This is a genomic window from Pseudomonas sp. Mb7, from assembly GCF_054790525.1.
In genome coordinates this window covers 5,679,418-5,693,341 of record NZ_CP186501.1, presented here as the reverse complement: position 1 = coordinate 5,693,341, position 13,924 = coordinate 5,679,418, and the positions used below count along the sequence as shown (strand labels likewise).

Below are 13,924 nucleotides of genomic sequence, written 5' to 3'. Positions count from 1 at the left end.
TTCTCGTTCAAAAAACAACCAACCTAGGCTGTGATGGCCGGTTCACGGCACTTATGCCGGCCGAAATGTCACAATCGAACCGGTTGGGACGCCAGTTTCATTTAAAAAAGCTCATGCCGATTCGGCATAGGGTAGGCGTTTACGGCATTAGACGGCGCAACCTTGCATCGGAATAGTTGCGCCTTTTTTCGCCTGCCGAAGAGCCGTAAATACGCGCTTCGGGGCACCTTATACGGAGGCAGATGCACAGACTTTTCCGCTAAAGAGCGTTCCAGTTCCTGCATGTGCCTGAGTCAAACGCAAGTAAGGGTAAAGATAATGAAGAAGGCAAAAATCAGCCTCGCCTGGCAGATCCTCATCGGTCTTGTTCTAGGGATTGCAATTGGTGCGTTGCTCAATCACTTCAGTGCCGAGAAGGCTTGGTGGATCAGCAACGTCCTGCAACCGGCAGGCGATATCTTTATCCGTCTGATCAAGATGATCGTGATCCCGATCGTCATCTCTTCCCTGATTGTCGGCATTGCCGGCGTGGGCGACGCCAAGAAACTCGGGCGGATTGGCCTGAAGACGATCATCTATTTCGAAATCGTCACCACCATCGCCATCGTTGTCGGCCTGCTGCTGGCCAACCTGTTCCACCCGGGTACCGGCATCGACATGAGCACCCTGGGCACGGTGGACATCTCGAAGTACCAGGCGACCGCCGCCGAAGTGCAGCATGAACACGCGTTCATCGAGACCATCCTCAACCTGATCCCGTCGAACATCTTCGCGGCCATGGCCCGCGGCGAAATGCTGCCGATCATCTTCTTCTCCGTGCTGTTCGGTCTCGGTCTGTCGAGCCTGCAGTCGGACCTGCGCGAGCCGCTGGTGAAGATGTTCCAGGGCGTCTCGGAAAGCATGTTCAAAGTCACCCACATGATCATGAACTATGCGCCGATCGGCGTGTTCGCACTGATCGCGGTGACCGTGGCCAACTTCGGCTTCGCCTCGCTGCTGCCGCTGGCGAAACTGGTGATCCTGGTTTACGTCGCCATCGCCTTCTTTGCCTTCGTGGTGCTGGGCCTGATCGCCAAGCTGTTCGGTTTCTCTGTGATCAAGCTGATGCGCATCTTCAAGGATGAGCTGGTGCTGGCCTACTCCACCGCGTCTTCGGAAACCGTGCTGCCACGCGTGATCGAGAAGATGGAAGCCTACGGCGCACCGAAAGCCATCTGCAGCTTCGTGGTGCCGACCGGTTATTCGTTCAACCTCGACGGTTCGACCCTGTACCAGTCGATCGCCGCCATCTTTATTGCCCAGCTGTACGGCATCGACCTGTCGATCAGCCAGCAGCTGCTGCTGGTCCTGACCCTGATGGTCACCTCCAAAGGCATCGCCGGTGTACCGGGCGTGTCCTTCGTGGTACTGCTGGCCACTCTGGGCAGCGTCGGCATTCCGCTGGAAGGCTTGGCGTTCATCGCCGGTGTCGACCGCATCATGGACATGGCGCGTACCGCTCTGAACGTGATTGGTAACGCCCTGGCGGTACTGGTTATCGCACGTTGGGAAGGCATGTACGACGATGCCAAGGGCCAGCGCTACTGGAACTCCCTGCCGCACTGGCGCAGCAAGGAAAAACTGCCGGCAGGCGAAATCTCGAAGAACTGACACACCCCTGTAGGAGCTGCCGCAGGCTGCGATCTGTTGATCTTGCTTTTTAAAAACAAAATCAAAAGATCGCAGCCTTCGGCAGCTCCTACAGGAGATTGAGGTCAACCCGGTAAATGGGGTGGCAGCAGGTACACACAAACCCCGGAGAAATCCGGGGTTTGTCGTTTCTGGCGACCCCGCTATCATTCGCGGCATTCTTCGGGGGATTTGACTGATGCTTAATGGCCTGTGGCTTGGCTTCTTCATCGTGGCAGCCGTATCGGCGCTGGCGCAGTGGCTGATCGGCGGCAACGCCGGGATCTTTGCGGCGATGGTGGAAAGCATTTTCGCCATGGCCAAGCTCTCGGTCGAAGTCATGGTGCTGCTGTTCGGCACCCTCACCCTGTGGCTGGGCTTTCTGCGCATCGCCGAGAAGGCCGGGATCGTCGAGTGGCTGGCCAAGGTACTCGGCCCCCTGTTCCTGCGGCTGATGCCGGAAGTCCCGGCCGGTCACCCTGCCCTTGGCCTGATCACTCTGAACTTCGCCGCCAACGGTCTGGGCCTCGACAACGCGGCCACGCCCATCGGCCTGAAAGCCATGAAGGCGCTGCAGGAGCTCAATCCCAGTGCCACCATCGCCAGTAACGCGCAAATCCTCTTCCTGGTGCTCAACGCCTCCTCCCTGACCCTGCTGCCGGTGACGATCTTCATGTACCGCGCCCAGCAAGGCGCGCCAGATCCGACGCTGGTGTTCCTGCCGATCCTGCTGGCAACCAGTTGCTCGACGATCGTCGGCTTCCTCTCGGTGGCGTTCATGCAGCGCCTGCGGATCTGGGATCCAGTGGTGCTGGCCTATCTGGTACCGGGTGCGCTGTTGTTGGGTGGCTTCATGGCGTTGCTCGGCACCCTTTCAGCGACGGCTTTGGCGGGATTGTCGTCGATCCTCGGCAATCTCACGCTGTTCGGGTTGATCATGCTGTTTCTGATCATCGGCGCGTTGAGGAAAGTGAAGGTTTACGAGGCGTTCGTTGAAGGCGCGAAGGAAGGCTTCGACGTCGCGAAGAACCTGCTGCCGTATCTGGTGGCGATGCTCTGTGCGGTCGGCGTACTGCGTGCTTCCGGGGCGTTGGACTTCGGTCTGGATGGCATTCGTCATCTGGTCGAGTGGGCGGGTTGGGACACACGGTTTGTCGATGCGTTGCCGACGGCGATGGTCAAGCCGTTCTCCGGCAGCGCAGCGCGGGCCATGCTGATCGAGACGATGAAGACCTCGGGCGTCGACAGCTTCCCGGCGCTGGTCGCGGCGACGGTGCAGGGTAGTACCGAGACGACGTTCTATGTGCTGGCAGTGTATTTCGGCGCGGTGGGCATTCAGCGGGCGCGGCATGCGGTGGGGTGTGCGTTGCTGGCGGAACTGGCGGGTGTGCTCGGCGCGATTGGCGTGTGCTACTGGTTCTTCGGCTGATCACACATCAAAATTGTAGGAGCGAGTCTGCTCGCGATAGCGGTTTATCAATCGCCATCATCGGTGACTGATACACCGCTATCGCGAGCAGGCTCACTCCTACAGGGGTTGTGTGTCGGGCTTAAGGTTTTGGGGGGGCCAGTTTCTGGCCTTGTTCGACAGCCCAAGCGACGATTTTGGCGGTCAGGCGATCACTGGCCTGGCCAAACCCGGCCACCACCGCCGGCACCTGTACATCGTTCAGAGGCTGGCGCTCTTCAAAGCGGCGACTGGCCAGAATGCGCTGGTCATAACCGCGCACCAGCAACGCATCGACGCGCACCACAACGCTGGCCTGTGAGCCTTGGTATTCGGTCTGAAACGCCTGCAAACTCCCGCCCAATTCCAGATCCGCCGCAAAGTTGCTGTCATCGGTACTAAGCAACGTCACCCGACCATCACGCTGAAACCCATCGAGCAAGCGATTACGCACCAGCACCGGCGCCGGATCACTCCAGCGCGAGCCCTTGTAACTGCTGATCACGTCGCCCTGCGGAATCACCGCAATCGTCGGCCGGTTCAACGCCTCACTGGCCTGCAACTTGTTCAGCCGCAACGACCAAGACTGAGTCGCCGCTGAACTGGCCGAGGCGGGCGCCTGTGCGGCCGGCAGGCGATAGACATCCGACGGCTCGGACTGGGGCAGAATCGAACAGGCGCTGATCAGCGTGAAGCCGGCGAGGAGGGCAAGTCGAGTCAGCTTCATGGCGTGAATTCCTTGTTCTTGTCACGGCCCAGCAGGTAGCCGCTGGGGTTGGCCTCAAGGCGTTGGGAGATGGCGCGCAGCGAGGTCAGCGTCTCGCGCAGTTCGCGGATCGCCGGGGCCAGGCCATTAAGGCCCTGCATGCCGTTGTCGAGGGAGTTTTCGTTTTTGTTCAGCAGGGTGCTGATCGTCGCGGTACTTTGCTCCAGCGACTTCATGGCTTGTTCGGCACTGCCCAACGCCTGTTTGCCCTGATCGTTGATCAAGCCGTTGGCATTGCGCATCAATAACGAGGTCTGTTCGAGCATGCTGCCGGCCTGTTTGCCAACGCTCGCCAGTTGTTGCATGGCTTGCTTGATGTCACCGCGCTGATCGTTGATGGTGCCGGTGGTCTGCTCCAGATGGGCGAGGGTTTTGCTCACACGCTCGACGTTCTCGGCAGAAAACATCTGGTTGGCGTTCTGCAGCAGCGCAGTGATGCCGGTCATCAAATCGTTGCTGTCATTGAGCAAGCGCGAAATAGGCGAGGGCGAGGCGACGATGGTCGGCAGATTGCCGTCATGCCCACGCAGTTTCGGGCTTTCGGGTGTACCACCGCTGAGCTGGATGATCGAGGTCCCCGTGATCCCGGCCAGCGCCAGTTTGGCCTGGGTGTCCTCCTTGACCGGCGTATCACCGGCCAGACGAATCCGCGCCAGCACCCGCCGCGGATCCTTTGGATCAAGGCGCAGGTTGATCACATCGCCGACCTTGATCCCGCTGTACTGCACCGGGCTGCCCTTGGACAAGCCACTGACCGCCTCGCTGAAGACAATCTCGTAATCCTTGAACTCGGTGTCGACACTGGACTTTGCCAGGAAAAGACCGAAGAGCAGGGCACCTGCCACCACAATCACGGTGAACAGGCCGATCAACACATGATGCGCTCGGGTTTCCATGTCAGACCTCGTTGAGCAATTTGGCGGCGTCCAGCGCCGAGCGGCCACGCGGACCGTGGAAGTATTCGTGAATCCATGCGTCGTCGGTTTCCGAGACGACGTCGATCGGGCCGGCGACCAGCACTTTTTTCTGCGCCAGCACCGCCACGCGGTCGGTGATGGTGTAGAGCGTGTCGAGGTCGTGGGTCACCAGAAACACGCTGAGACCGAGCGCATCGCGCAGGGTCAGGATCAATTGATCGAACTGCGCCGCACCAATCGGATCGAGGCCGGCGGTGGGTTCATCGAGAAACAGGATGTCCGGGTCCAGCGCCAGAGCCCGGGCCAGAGCAGCGCGTTTGATCATGCCGCCGGACAGCGATGCCGGGTATTTGTCCGCCGCCGACAGCGGCAACCCGGCCAGCGCCAGCTTCACCGCAGCCAAGTGCTCGGCGTCGTTGCGGCTGAGGCCGGCGTGTTCGATAAGGGGCAGGGCGACGTTCTCAGTAACGGTCAGCGAGGAGAACAGCGCGCCTTTCTGAAACAGCACACCAAAACGGCGTTCGACCAGCGAGCGCTCATGCTCGGACAGGCTCGGCAGGTTCTTGCCGAACACTTTGACGATGCCTTCGCTAGGCCGGCGCAGGCCGACGATGCTGCGCAGCAACACCGATTTGCCGCTGCCGGAGCCGCCGACCACGGCGAGAATCTCGCCTTTGTACAAATCCAGGTCGAGGTTCTCGTGCACGCTCTGGCTGCCGAAGCGATTGCACAGGCCACGGACTTCGATCACCGCCTCCGAGGGCGCGCGGGGTAGACGACTCACCAGCCCATCTCCATGAAGAACAGCGCGGCCACCGCGTCGAGCACGATCACCACGAAAATCGATTGCACCACGGCAGACGTAGTGTGGGCGCCGACCGACTCGGCGCTGCCACTGACCTTGAAGCCTTCCAGGCAACCAATTGCAGCAATGATGAAGGCGAAGATCGGCGCCTTCACCAAGCCGACCAGAAAGTGCTGCACGCCGATATCCGACTGCAACAGCGTCAGGAACATCGCCGGCGAGATATCCAGCGACACCGCGCAGACCACGCCGCCGCCGATTATCCCGCAGAGCATCGCCAGGAAGGTCAGCATCGGCAACGCCACCAGCATCGCCAGCACGCGCGGCACCACCAGCAGCTCCATCGGATCAAGGCCGAGGGTGCGAATCGCATCGATTTCCTCGTTGGCCTTCATCGAGCCGATCTGCGCAGTGAAGGCACTGGCAGTGCGCCCGGCCATGAGGATCGCCGTGAGCAGCACACCGAACTCGCGCAGGAACGAGAAGCCCACCAGGTCCACGGTAAAAATCGTCGCACCGAAACTGGCCAGCACCGTGGCGCCGAGAAACGCCACCACCGCACCCACCAGAAATGTCAGCAATGCCACGATCGGCGCGGCATCGAGGCCGGTCTGCTCGATGTGCGCGATCATTGGCGTGATGCGCCAGCGCTTGGGCCGTAACAGGTTGCGAGCGATGGTTTCCATGATCAGGCCGACGAAACCGAGCAGTTGCAGAGTGTCCTGCCAGACGGTGTCGACGGCGCGACCAATGCGCGTCAGCAGTTGCACACTGACGCTGATTTCCGGCTCTTTGATCGGCACGCAGAAATCGGTCATCGAGCAGTACACGGTTTGCAGCAGCGCGCGGTCGGCGGAGGTCAGGGTGCAATCGGGGTGTTCGGCGGATTTGCCCAGGCGTTCGGAGCCGAGCAGTTCGACCAGCAACGAAGCGCCAGCGGTGTCGAGGGCGCCGAGGCTGTTGAGGTCGATCGGGGTGTTGGCATCGTACTGACCGTGGAGCTTTTCGCTCAGTTGCTTGAGCTCGGCGTAATGGGCAAGCGTCCAGTCCCCCGTGACCCGCAGGCGGGCAGGGGTTATCGACGTGTCCAGTTGAGCATTACCGCTGATCGAGCTGCTGGTCATAAGCTCCGTGCTTGTTCGGCCTTTATGCGAACTAACGTAATAGCACGAACCGGATTACTTTTCTTTGATCGCTGTGCTGTCCGTGACTTCGAAACGCAGCACGCCGATCACCTGGCCATCCTCGGTCAACACCCGCACTTGCCACTTGCCCGCCGGGTTGCCGGGGAAGTTCTGCTTGTGCGTCCACGCACGGTAGCCTTCCTTGCGCCCGCCATGGATGTCGAGGGCGATGCGGTCGACCTCTTTGCCGTTGAATTGCCAGACGTGATAAATCCGCTCATCCAGCCCGCGCGGCGCGTTGATAGCGGTATAGGCGTAAAGGCCATCGCCACGAATCTGCTCGGCGCTGACCGTGTCGAGGCTGGCGCCTGGGGTGCGGTCCTGCATTTGCGTGCTGATCGCCACGTCGGTCATCCACAGCGTCGCCGGTGGCACCCACGAACGCAGCGCCCAACCCACGCCACCGATGCCGACCGTGATGCACAGGATCGCCAAGGCATTGCGCAGCGTGCGGATCGGGAAGATCGACGCCAGACTCGGGAACGACAACAACACGGCAATGCCAAGCGCCCACTTGAAGCTTTGCGCGGTGGTCAGGTGCATGATCACCGGCAACGCGGTGAGCAGGGCGGCGAACAGGGTCAGAGTGTGCAGCGCGAGAAACGCCCAGCGCCGTGGCGCCAGCCATTTGTAATAGAGCGGATCGACGATGGAAATCAGTGCCGCGACGCTGAGCAGGCCGGTGAAAAACAGCTGTCCGCTATTCCACGTCGTGGTGATGAAAAAGAACGGCAGGACGAAAAACAGGCTTTCCTGATGGATCATCTGCGTCGCGTAACGCAGCAGCGGCTGGGGAATCTCGCGTTTGAACACGCGGGTGAAGAGGCCGGTGAGGGTGTTTTCCAGCATCAGCCAGATCCAGCTGAGCAGCATGATCACGGTGATCCAACTCGCCAGGCCCTGCTGACGATCGACCATGATGAAACTGCCGACCCCGGAGATGAACCCGCCAAGCGCAATGACCCCGGGATAGCGCTTCATCAGTTCGAGAATGCGCTGGATCAGGAGCTGTATTTTTGGCATTTGGGCAGTTCACGACTTGAGGGGAAAAAACCTCGACAGAGTAGCGCTGGCAAGGCTGATGGTCACTTAAAACCAACGCATTTCATTGTAGGAGTGAGCCTGCTCGCGATTGCGGAATATCAGCCGAAGAAATGGTGACTGAAGGACCGCTATCGCGAGCAGGCTCACTCCTACAGGATTAGTGCTCGGCCGGCCGGCGGCGGTGATGCAAACGCCAGCCGATCAGGACCAGCAACACCAGACCCAAGCCACCCGCACTCAACCACAAAACCTGATCATCACTGATCAACGGCTTCTCGATCCGCAGATACCCCGGTTGCAACAGCAACTCACGCATGGCCTTGTTCGCCGCTTCCAGCGTCACCCCTTGAAGCTCCCGCGCCGGGTTGGCAAAACGGCCGTCCTGGTAATCACCGAGGGCGCTCCAGTAGTAATCCGCCATCGCGCTGTTGCCCTGTACCGCCCAAGCCTGATGGGCGATCGAGGCCTGTTTGATCCGCGCGAAAGTATCCGGGTCTAGGCCGTTTTTCAGCAGATCAGCCTTGAGGTCCTCCAGCACCTGAATAGCTTCGTCGACGTCATCACGATCCAGATCGGCATTCAGGCTCATGAAACCGACGCCGCCAAATACCTCACGCTCGGCCCACGGCCCATAGGACAAACCGTGGTTGAGACGAATCTGCCGATACAGCGCCCAATCCAGATAATCCTTGAGGATATCGAACGTCTCATCGTACTGATCGTTCAGCACCGGTTCCGGCACCAGCCAGTGCAACTTGGCGCTGTCGCCGATAAAGCCACGGGTGAGGGTGCGCTCATGGGCGGCGCTAGTGCTGATGTCCGGCAGTGCACGGTGCTCGCTCGGCTCGACCGCTTCGAGCGCGCCCCAGGTGCGTTCCAGATAGGCCGGCAGCAGTTTGTCGAGTTCGCCGACGACGATCAGGGTCATGTTGTTCGGCGCGTACCAGGCCTCGCGCACCTTCTCCAGTTGTTCCTGAGTCAGGTGACCGACCTCGGCGCGCTGCGGGCATTTCAAGCCCAGTTCGACGGCGAGCTGATTGCTCGCGGTGTGGCCAAGGTCCTGACGATCAAGGAAGCGCTGCAGGCGTGTGTAATGGCCGCCGTCCTCGCGCTCGACCACACGTTTGGCGGCGTTGATCGCGTTGTCGTCGATGCGCGTTTGCGTGAGCAGAGCGAGCAGCAGGTCGAGTACCTTGCGCTGGTTTTTCGCCGGCGCTTCGATGACAAACGTGGTGTCGGCGTTACTGGTGAACGCATTCCAGTCACCACCCAGCGCTTGCATACGTTCCTCTAAACCGCCTTCGCCGGTCGCATCGATGCCGCTGAACAACAAATGCTCAAGCAGGTGCGGCAACTCCTTGTCATCGCAATCGAAATCATCAAGGCCGACGCCCACTACCAACCGGATCGCAACATGCCCGCGCTCGGTGCCGGGCTTGAGCAGCAACTGCAAACCATTGGGCAGCGCATAGCCTTCAACCTGAAAACGATCCAGGGCGAAGGCGGGCAGGGAACCGAGCAACAGACAGGCGAACAACAGGCAACGCATAACAGGCTTCCATACGGCTGATTTGGAGATCCGTGTCGTCAGTCAGATCGCCTTCGCGAGCAAGCTCGCTCCCACATTTGAAATGCATTCCCCACTGTAGGAGTGAGCCTGCTCGCGATAGCGGCCTGAAGGCTGAATCAATGTAACTGACTAAACCAAGCCCCAGTCGTTCAAGGCGAATGCGTAATGTCGGCAATATCATCCGCCGCCAGCGCCCCGGTATCCGCCGTTTCCAGCACCACATACGCACTGCCGCAAAACAGCGAATTGAGCCGCTTCATGTCGGCAATCAACTCCAGATGCAGCGAACTGGTCTCGATACTCTGCACGATCTTGCGTTGCAAACGGCTGACATGCGCATGGGCCAGACGACGTTCCTGCGCGCGAAAGCGGCGTTTCTCGCGCAGTAGCTGGCGGGCGCTTTCGCGGTCACCACTGAGGAACACCGACAGCCCCAACCGCAGATTAGCGATCAATTGCTGCTGCAATCCGGCCAGATCCTCCAGACCTTCCTCGGAAAACGAGCGCCGCTGCGAGGTTTTCTGCTGCTGGATCTTGCGCAGCATGCGTTCGATCAGGTCGGCGGCCAGTTTCAGATTGATCGCCAGCTCGATGATCTCGGCCCAGCGCCGACTGTCCTGCTCGCCGAGGTCTTCGCGGGGCATCTGCGCCAGGTACAGCTTGATCGCGCTGTACAGCGCCTCGACGTCGTCGGTCAATCGGCGCATTTCCTGGGTGACGGCGGTCTGCTTGCCGCGCAGCACATCGAGGGTGGCGTCGAGCATGTTGTCGAGCAGATCGCCCATGCGCAGAGTTTCCCGCGCGGCGTTGGCCAACGCCAGGCTCGGCGTGACCAGTGCCGTCGCGTCGAGGTGACGCGGTTTGGCGGTGCCGTTGACCTCCGGCCGTTCCGGCAGCAGCCACGCGCAGAGGCGCGCCATCGGCCCCACCGACGGCAGCAGAATCAGGCAGCGCGCGGTGTTGTAGAGCAAGTGGAAACCGATGACCATTTCCTGCGGGCTGAAATCGAGGCTGTCGATCCAGTGCACCAGCGGATCGAGTACCGGAATGATCAGCAGCAGGCCGATCAGTTTGTACAGCAGACTGCCCAGCGCCACTTGCCGCCCGGCCGCGTTCTGCATGCTGGTGCTCATGAAAGCGAGAATGCCGCTGCCGATGTTGGCGCCGATCACCAGACCGATCGCCACCGGCAAGCTGATCACACTGGCGCCGGCCAGTGTCGCGGTGAGCAACACGGCGGCGAGGCTCGAGTAGGAAATCATCGCGAACAATGCGCCGACCAAGGCGTCGAGAAGGATATCGCCGGTCAGCGAGGCGAAGATCACCTTGACCCCTTGAGCGTGAGTGATCGGCGCAGCGGCCTCGACGATCAATTGCAGCGCGAGAATGATCAGCCCCAGACCGATGCTGACCCGGCCCATCTGCCCGAGCCGCGTCTGTTTGCGCGACAGAAAGAAAATCACCCCGAGGAAAATCAGCAGCGGCGACAGCCACGACAAGTCAAACGTCAGCACCCGCGCCATCAGCGCGGTACCGACGTCGGCGCCGAGCATGGTCGCCAGCGCCGGGGTCAGCGCCATCAGGCCCTGGCCGACGAAAGAGGTCACGAGCATGGCCGTGGCATTGCTGCTCTGCACCATCGCGGTAACGACGATGCCGGCGACAAAGGCCAGCCAGCGCTTGGACATGTTTTGGCCAATCACATGGCGCAGGTTGGTGCCGTACACCCGCAGGATGCCGGTTCGAACGATATGCGTGCCCCAGATCAGCAGGGCGACGGCGGAAAGCAGATTGAGCAGGGTGAGCATGCAGACCCCCTGTAATAGCAGTGCCTCAGAGAGGCAAGTTGACGGTACCGCGCGGTTTCTACGTTTTTGATACTTAAGCTGTAGTTGGCTAACGGTCTGGGCGCCAGCATTGCACAGCTAAAGTGTCGATTGAAACAAAAGTGTCATGAAAGGCGCTTCATACACTCCCTTTAAATCAACGCCGTCTCCTGTGGGAGCTGGCTTGCCAGCGATGGCGTCGGCACAACCAACATTGATGTCGCCTGACACTCCGCTATCGCTGGCAAGCCAGCTCCCACAAGGTCCGCAGTGACTGAATGTTGCACAAACAAATGTGGGAGCGGGCCTGCTCGCGAAAGCGGTGGATCAGCCAACATTTTTGTCGACTGACACTCCGTCTTCGCGAGCAGGCTCGCTCCCACAGGGGGTATTGCGTGCGTCTGGATTACCGGGTTACTGGCCCGGGATGTCCTTGCGCAGTTTCACCGGATCTTGCTGCTGTCTCTTCTTGGCCATCGCGCCGCGCAGCTTGATGTTGATCGCTTCCACCGCCAGCGAGAACGCCATGGCGAAGTAGACGTAGCCTTTCGGTACATGCACGTCGAACGACTCGGCAATCAGCACGGTGCCGACCACCAGCAGGAACGACAGCGCCAGCATCTTCAGCGACGGGTGCTTGTCGATGAACTCGCTGATCTTGCCCGAGGCCAGCATCATCACCAGCACCGCCACGACGATCGCCGCGACCATCACCGGCACGTGGGACACCATGCCCACGGCGGTGATCACCGAATCCAGCGAGAAGACGATGTCGATGATCGCGATCTGGATGATGGTGTAGAGGAAGTTGCCACCCTTGCCGCCCGGGGTTTCGTCGCTTTCGTCTTCGCCTTCCAGCGCGTGGTACATCTCTTGCGAGCTCTTCCACAGCAGGAACAGACCACCGAAGAACAGGATCAGGTCACGGCCGGAAATGCCTTGGCCGAACACCTCGAACAGGTCGGCGGTGAGGCGCATGACCCAGGTGATCGACAGCAGCAACAGGATGCGGGTGATCATGGCCAGGCCGAGACCGAAGATCCGGGTGCGCTGCTGCATGTGTTTGGGCATGCGGCTGACCAGGATCGAAATCATGATGATGTTATCGATGCCGAGGACGATTTCCAGGGCGGTCAGGGTGAAGAAGGCAACCCAGATTTCGGGGTTGGTCAGCCATTCCATGTGTATTCCTTTGAGCGATTGTTAAACCGAAAAAGGTCCGGGCTTCAAACAGCGAAGCCAGGACCCGAAACGGTGAGTCGTGGGCTTATAGAGTGCTGAACACCGGGAAAGTCCCCAACAGCAGTGCAGCAATCAGGATGCAGATACAAACCAGGATCGCCCATTTCAGGGTGAAACGCTGGTGGTCACCAAAATCGATGCCGGCCAGGGCCACCAACAGATACGTCGATGGCACCAACGGGCTCAGCAAGTGGACGGGCTGACCGACGATCGAGGCACGGGCCATTTCCACTGCGGTGATCCCGTAGTGGCTGGCGGCCTCGGCCAACACCGGCAACACGCCATAGTAGAACGCATCGTTGGACATGAAGAAGGTGAACGGCATGCTCACCAACGCCGTGATCACGGCCAGATACGGGCCGAGGAAATCCGGAATCACCGCCAACAGGCTCTTCGACATCGCATCGACCATGCCGGTGCCGCTCAGGATACCGGTGAAGATACCCGCCGCAAAGATCAGCCCGACCACTGCCAGCACGCTGCCGGCGTGAGCGGCGACACGATCCTTTTGCATCTGCAGGCAAGGGTAGTTGACGATCATGGCAATACTGAACGCCACCATGAACAGCACCGGCAACGGCAACAGGCCGGCGATCAGCGTGCACATCAGGCCGAAGGTCAGGGCGCCGTTGAACCAGATCAGTTTCGGACGGCGGGCATCCGGGAATTGCGACACGCTGATTTCGCTGTGATCGATATCATCGCCAACCAGATGCAGCTCACCGAGACGCGCACGCTCACGCTTACCGTAAAAGTAGGCGATGACCAGGATCGCCAAAACACCAGCCGCCATCGCCGGAATCATCGGCACGAAAATGTCCGATGGATCGACGTGCAGCGCACTGGCGGCGCGGGCAGTCGGGCCGCCCCATGGGGTCATGTTCATCACGCCACCGGCGAGGATGATCAGACCGGCCATGATCCGCGGGCTCATGCCGATGCGGCTGTACAGCGGCAGCATGGCGGCCACGCAGATCATGTAAGTGGTCGCGCCGTCACCATCGAGGGAAACGACGAGCGCCAGTACGGCGGTGCCGACCGAAACTTTCAGCGGGTCGCCCTTGACCAGTTTGAGGATCTTGCGCACGGCCGGGTCGAACAGGCCGGAGTCGATCATCAGGGCGAAATAGAGAATGGCGAACATCAGCATCACGCCGGTCGGCGCGAGCTTGGTGATGCCTTCGAGCATCATCGGACCGATCTTCGGTGCGAAACCGCCGAACAGGGCGAAGACGATCGGGATGATGATCAGAGCGATCAGCGCGGACAGGCGCTTGGTCATGATCAGGAACATGAACGTGATGACCATGGCGAAGCCAAGGAAAGTCAGCATGGGAATACTCCAGGCGTAGCGTGGCTAGTTAAATGAGCAGATCGGGCCGATCAGCGCAGAACGGGAAGCACGAGACGTACGGGAGGAGTGACAGCGCGAAGGCGGGCTACAGAGGACATCAG

11 protein-coding genes are annotated in these 13,924 nt (G+C 60.3%); 2 read left to right on the top strand and 9 right to left on the bottom strand.

Going from position 1 to position 13,924, the window contains the following annotated elements; translation table 11 throughout:
* Positions 1 to 318: 318 nt before the first annotated feature.
* Together gltP and ACOYXH_RS25755 are read left to right on the top strand one after the other, a co-directional pair.
* Positions 319 to 1,650, top strand: coding sequence for a glutamate/aspartate:proton symporter GltP (gene gltP, locus ACOYXH_RS25760; RefSeq protein ID WP_034152229.1), 1,332 nt, complete (start codon positions 319 to 321; stop codon positions 1,648 to 1,650).
* 217 nt (positions 1,651 to 1,867) lie between these two features.
* Entirely contained in the window at positions 1,868 to 3,097 is a 1,230-nt protein-coding gene (locus ACOYXH_RS25755) for a nucleoside recognition domain-containing protein (RefSeq protein WP_095049548.1), read from the top strand.
* Between the two features lie 121 nt (positions 3,098 to 3,218).
* Here the strand turns inward: ACOYXH_RS25755 and ACOYXH_RS25750 are convergent, their stop codons facing one another.
* The 9 genes from ACOYXH_RS25750 to ACOYXH_RS25710 form a co-directional block, all read right to left on the bottom strand.
* Positions 3,219 to 3,842 carry an ABC-type transport auxiliary lipoprotein family protein gene (locus ACOYXH_RS25750; protein ID WP_095049549.1) on the bottom strand — a complete coding sequence of 208 codons (624 nt, stop codon included), beginning with the start codon at positions 3,840 to 3,842 and terminating at the stop codon, positions 3,219 to 3,221.
* Complete coding sequence (locus ACOYXH_RS25745) at positions 3,839 to 4,777, bottom strand: MlaD family protein (protein ID WP_095049550.1); 939 nt, start codon at positions 4,775 to 4,777, stop codon at positions 3,839 to 3,841. Before ACOYXH_RS25745 ends, ACOYXH_RS25750 begins: the two co-directional genes overlap by 4 nt.
* A 1-nt stretch (position 4,778) precedes the next feature.
* The gene (locus tag ACOYXH_RS25740) at positions 4,779 to 5,582 is read right to left on the bottom strand and encodes an ABC transporter ATP-binding protein (RefSeq protein ID WP_116254167.1); all 804 of its coding nucleotides are present in this window, start codon (positions 5,580 to 5,582) and stop codon (positions 4,779 to 4,781) included.
* On the bottom strand, positions 5,579 to 6,727 hold the full coding sequence (locus tag ACOYXH_RS25735; protein ID WP_095125093.1) for an ABC transporter permease: 1,149 nt from the start codon (positions 6,725 to 6,727) through the stop codon (positions 5,579 to 5,581). The genes ACOYXH_RS25740 and ACOYXH_RS25735 overlap by 4 nt, the downstream gene beginning before the upstream one ends.
* 54 nt (positions 6,728 to 6,781) lie before the next feature.
* Entirely contained in the window at positions 6,782 to 7,810 is a 1,029-nt protein-coding gene (locus ACOYXH_RS25730) for a DUF5924 family protein (RefSeq protein ID WP_095049553.1), read from the bottom strand.
* A gap of 178 nt (positions 7,811 to 7,988) precedes the next feature.
* Positions 7,989 to 9,380, bottom strand: coding sequence for a M16 family metallopeptidase (locus ACOYXH_RS25725; RefSeq protein ID WP_095125092.1), 1,392 nt, complete (start codon positions 9,378 to 9,380; stop codon positions 7,989 to 7,991).
* Between the two features lie 170 nt (positions 9,381 to 9,550).
* On the bottom strand, positions 9,551 to 11,209 hold the full coding sequence (locus ACOYXH_RS25720) for a Na/Pi cotransporter family protein (protein ID WP_095125091.1): 1,659 nt from the start codon (positions 11,207 to 11,209) through the stop codon (positions 9,551 to 9,553).
* Between the two features lie 432 nt (positions 11,210 to 11,641).
* Positions 11,642 to 12,409 carry a TerC family protein gene (locus ACOYXH_RS25715; protein WP_007911817.1) on the bottom strand — a complete coding sequence of 256 codons (768 nt, stop codon included), beginning with the start codon at positions 12,407 to 12,409 and terminating at the stop codon, positions 11,642 to 11,644.
* Between the two features lie 85 nt (positions 12,410 to 12,494).
* Positions 12,495 to 13,802: a CitMHS family transporter gene (locus ACOYXH_RS25710; protein ID WP_095049556.1), complete on the bottom strand. Its 1,308-nt coding sequence runs from the start codon at positions 13,800 to 13,802 to the stop codon at positions 12,495 to 12,497.
* Between the last annotated feature and the right edge of the window lie 122 nt (positions 13,803 to 13,924).

What these genes read in the sequence shown, in the direction of transcription:
- gltP (WP_034152229.1), top strand. Translation starts at nt 319, where the DNA reads ATGAAGAAGGCAAAAATCAGCCTCGCCTGGCAGATCCTCATCGGTCTT.
- ACOYXH_RS25755 (WP_095049548.1), top strand. Translation starts at nt 1,868, where the DNA reads ATGCTTAATGGCCTGTGGCTTGGCTTCTTCATCGTGGCAGCCGTATCG.
- ACOYXH_RS25750 (WP_095049549.1), bottom strand. Translation starts at nt 3,842, where the DNA reads ATGAAGCTGACTCGACTTGCCCTCCTCGCCGGCTTCACGCTGATCAGC.
- ACOYXH_RS25745 (WP_095049550.1), bottom strand. Translation starts at nt 4,777, where the DNA reads ATGGAAACCCGAGCGCATCATGTGTTGATCGGCCTGTTCACCGTGATT.
- ACOYXH_RS25735 (WP_095125093.1), bottom strand. Translation starts at nt 6,727, where the DNA reads ATGACCAGCAGCTCGATCAGCGGTAATGCTCAACTGGACACGTCGATA.
- ACOYXH_RS25730 (WP_095049553.1), bottom strand. Translation starts at nt 7,810, where the DNA reads ATGCCAAAAATACAGCTCCTGATCCAGCGCATTCTCGAACTGATGAAG.
- ACOYXH_RS25725 (WP_095125092.1), bottom strand. Translation starts at nt 9,380, where the DNA reads ATGCGTTGCCTGTTGTTCGCCTGTCTGTTGCTCGGTTCCCTGCCCGCC.
- ACOYXH_RS25720 (WP_095125091.1), bottom strand. Translation starts at nt 11,209, where the DNA reads ATGCTCACCCTGCTCAATCTGCTTTCCGCCGTCGCCCTGCTGATCTGG.
- ACOYXH_RS25715 (WP_007911817.1), bottom strand. Translation starts at nt 12,409, where the DNA reads ATGGAATGGCTGACCAACCCCGAAATCTGGGTTGCCTTCTTCACCCTG.
- ACOYXH_RS25710 (WP_095049556.1), bottom strand. Translation starts at nt 13,802, where the DNA reads ATGCTGACTTTCCTTGGCTTCGCCATGGTCATCACGTTCATGTTCCTG.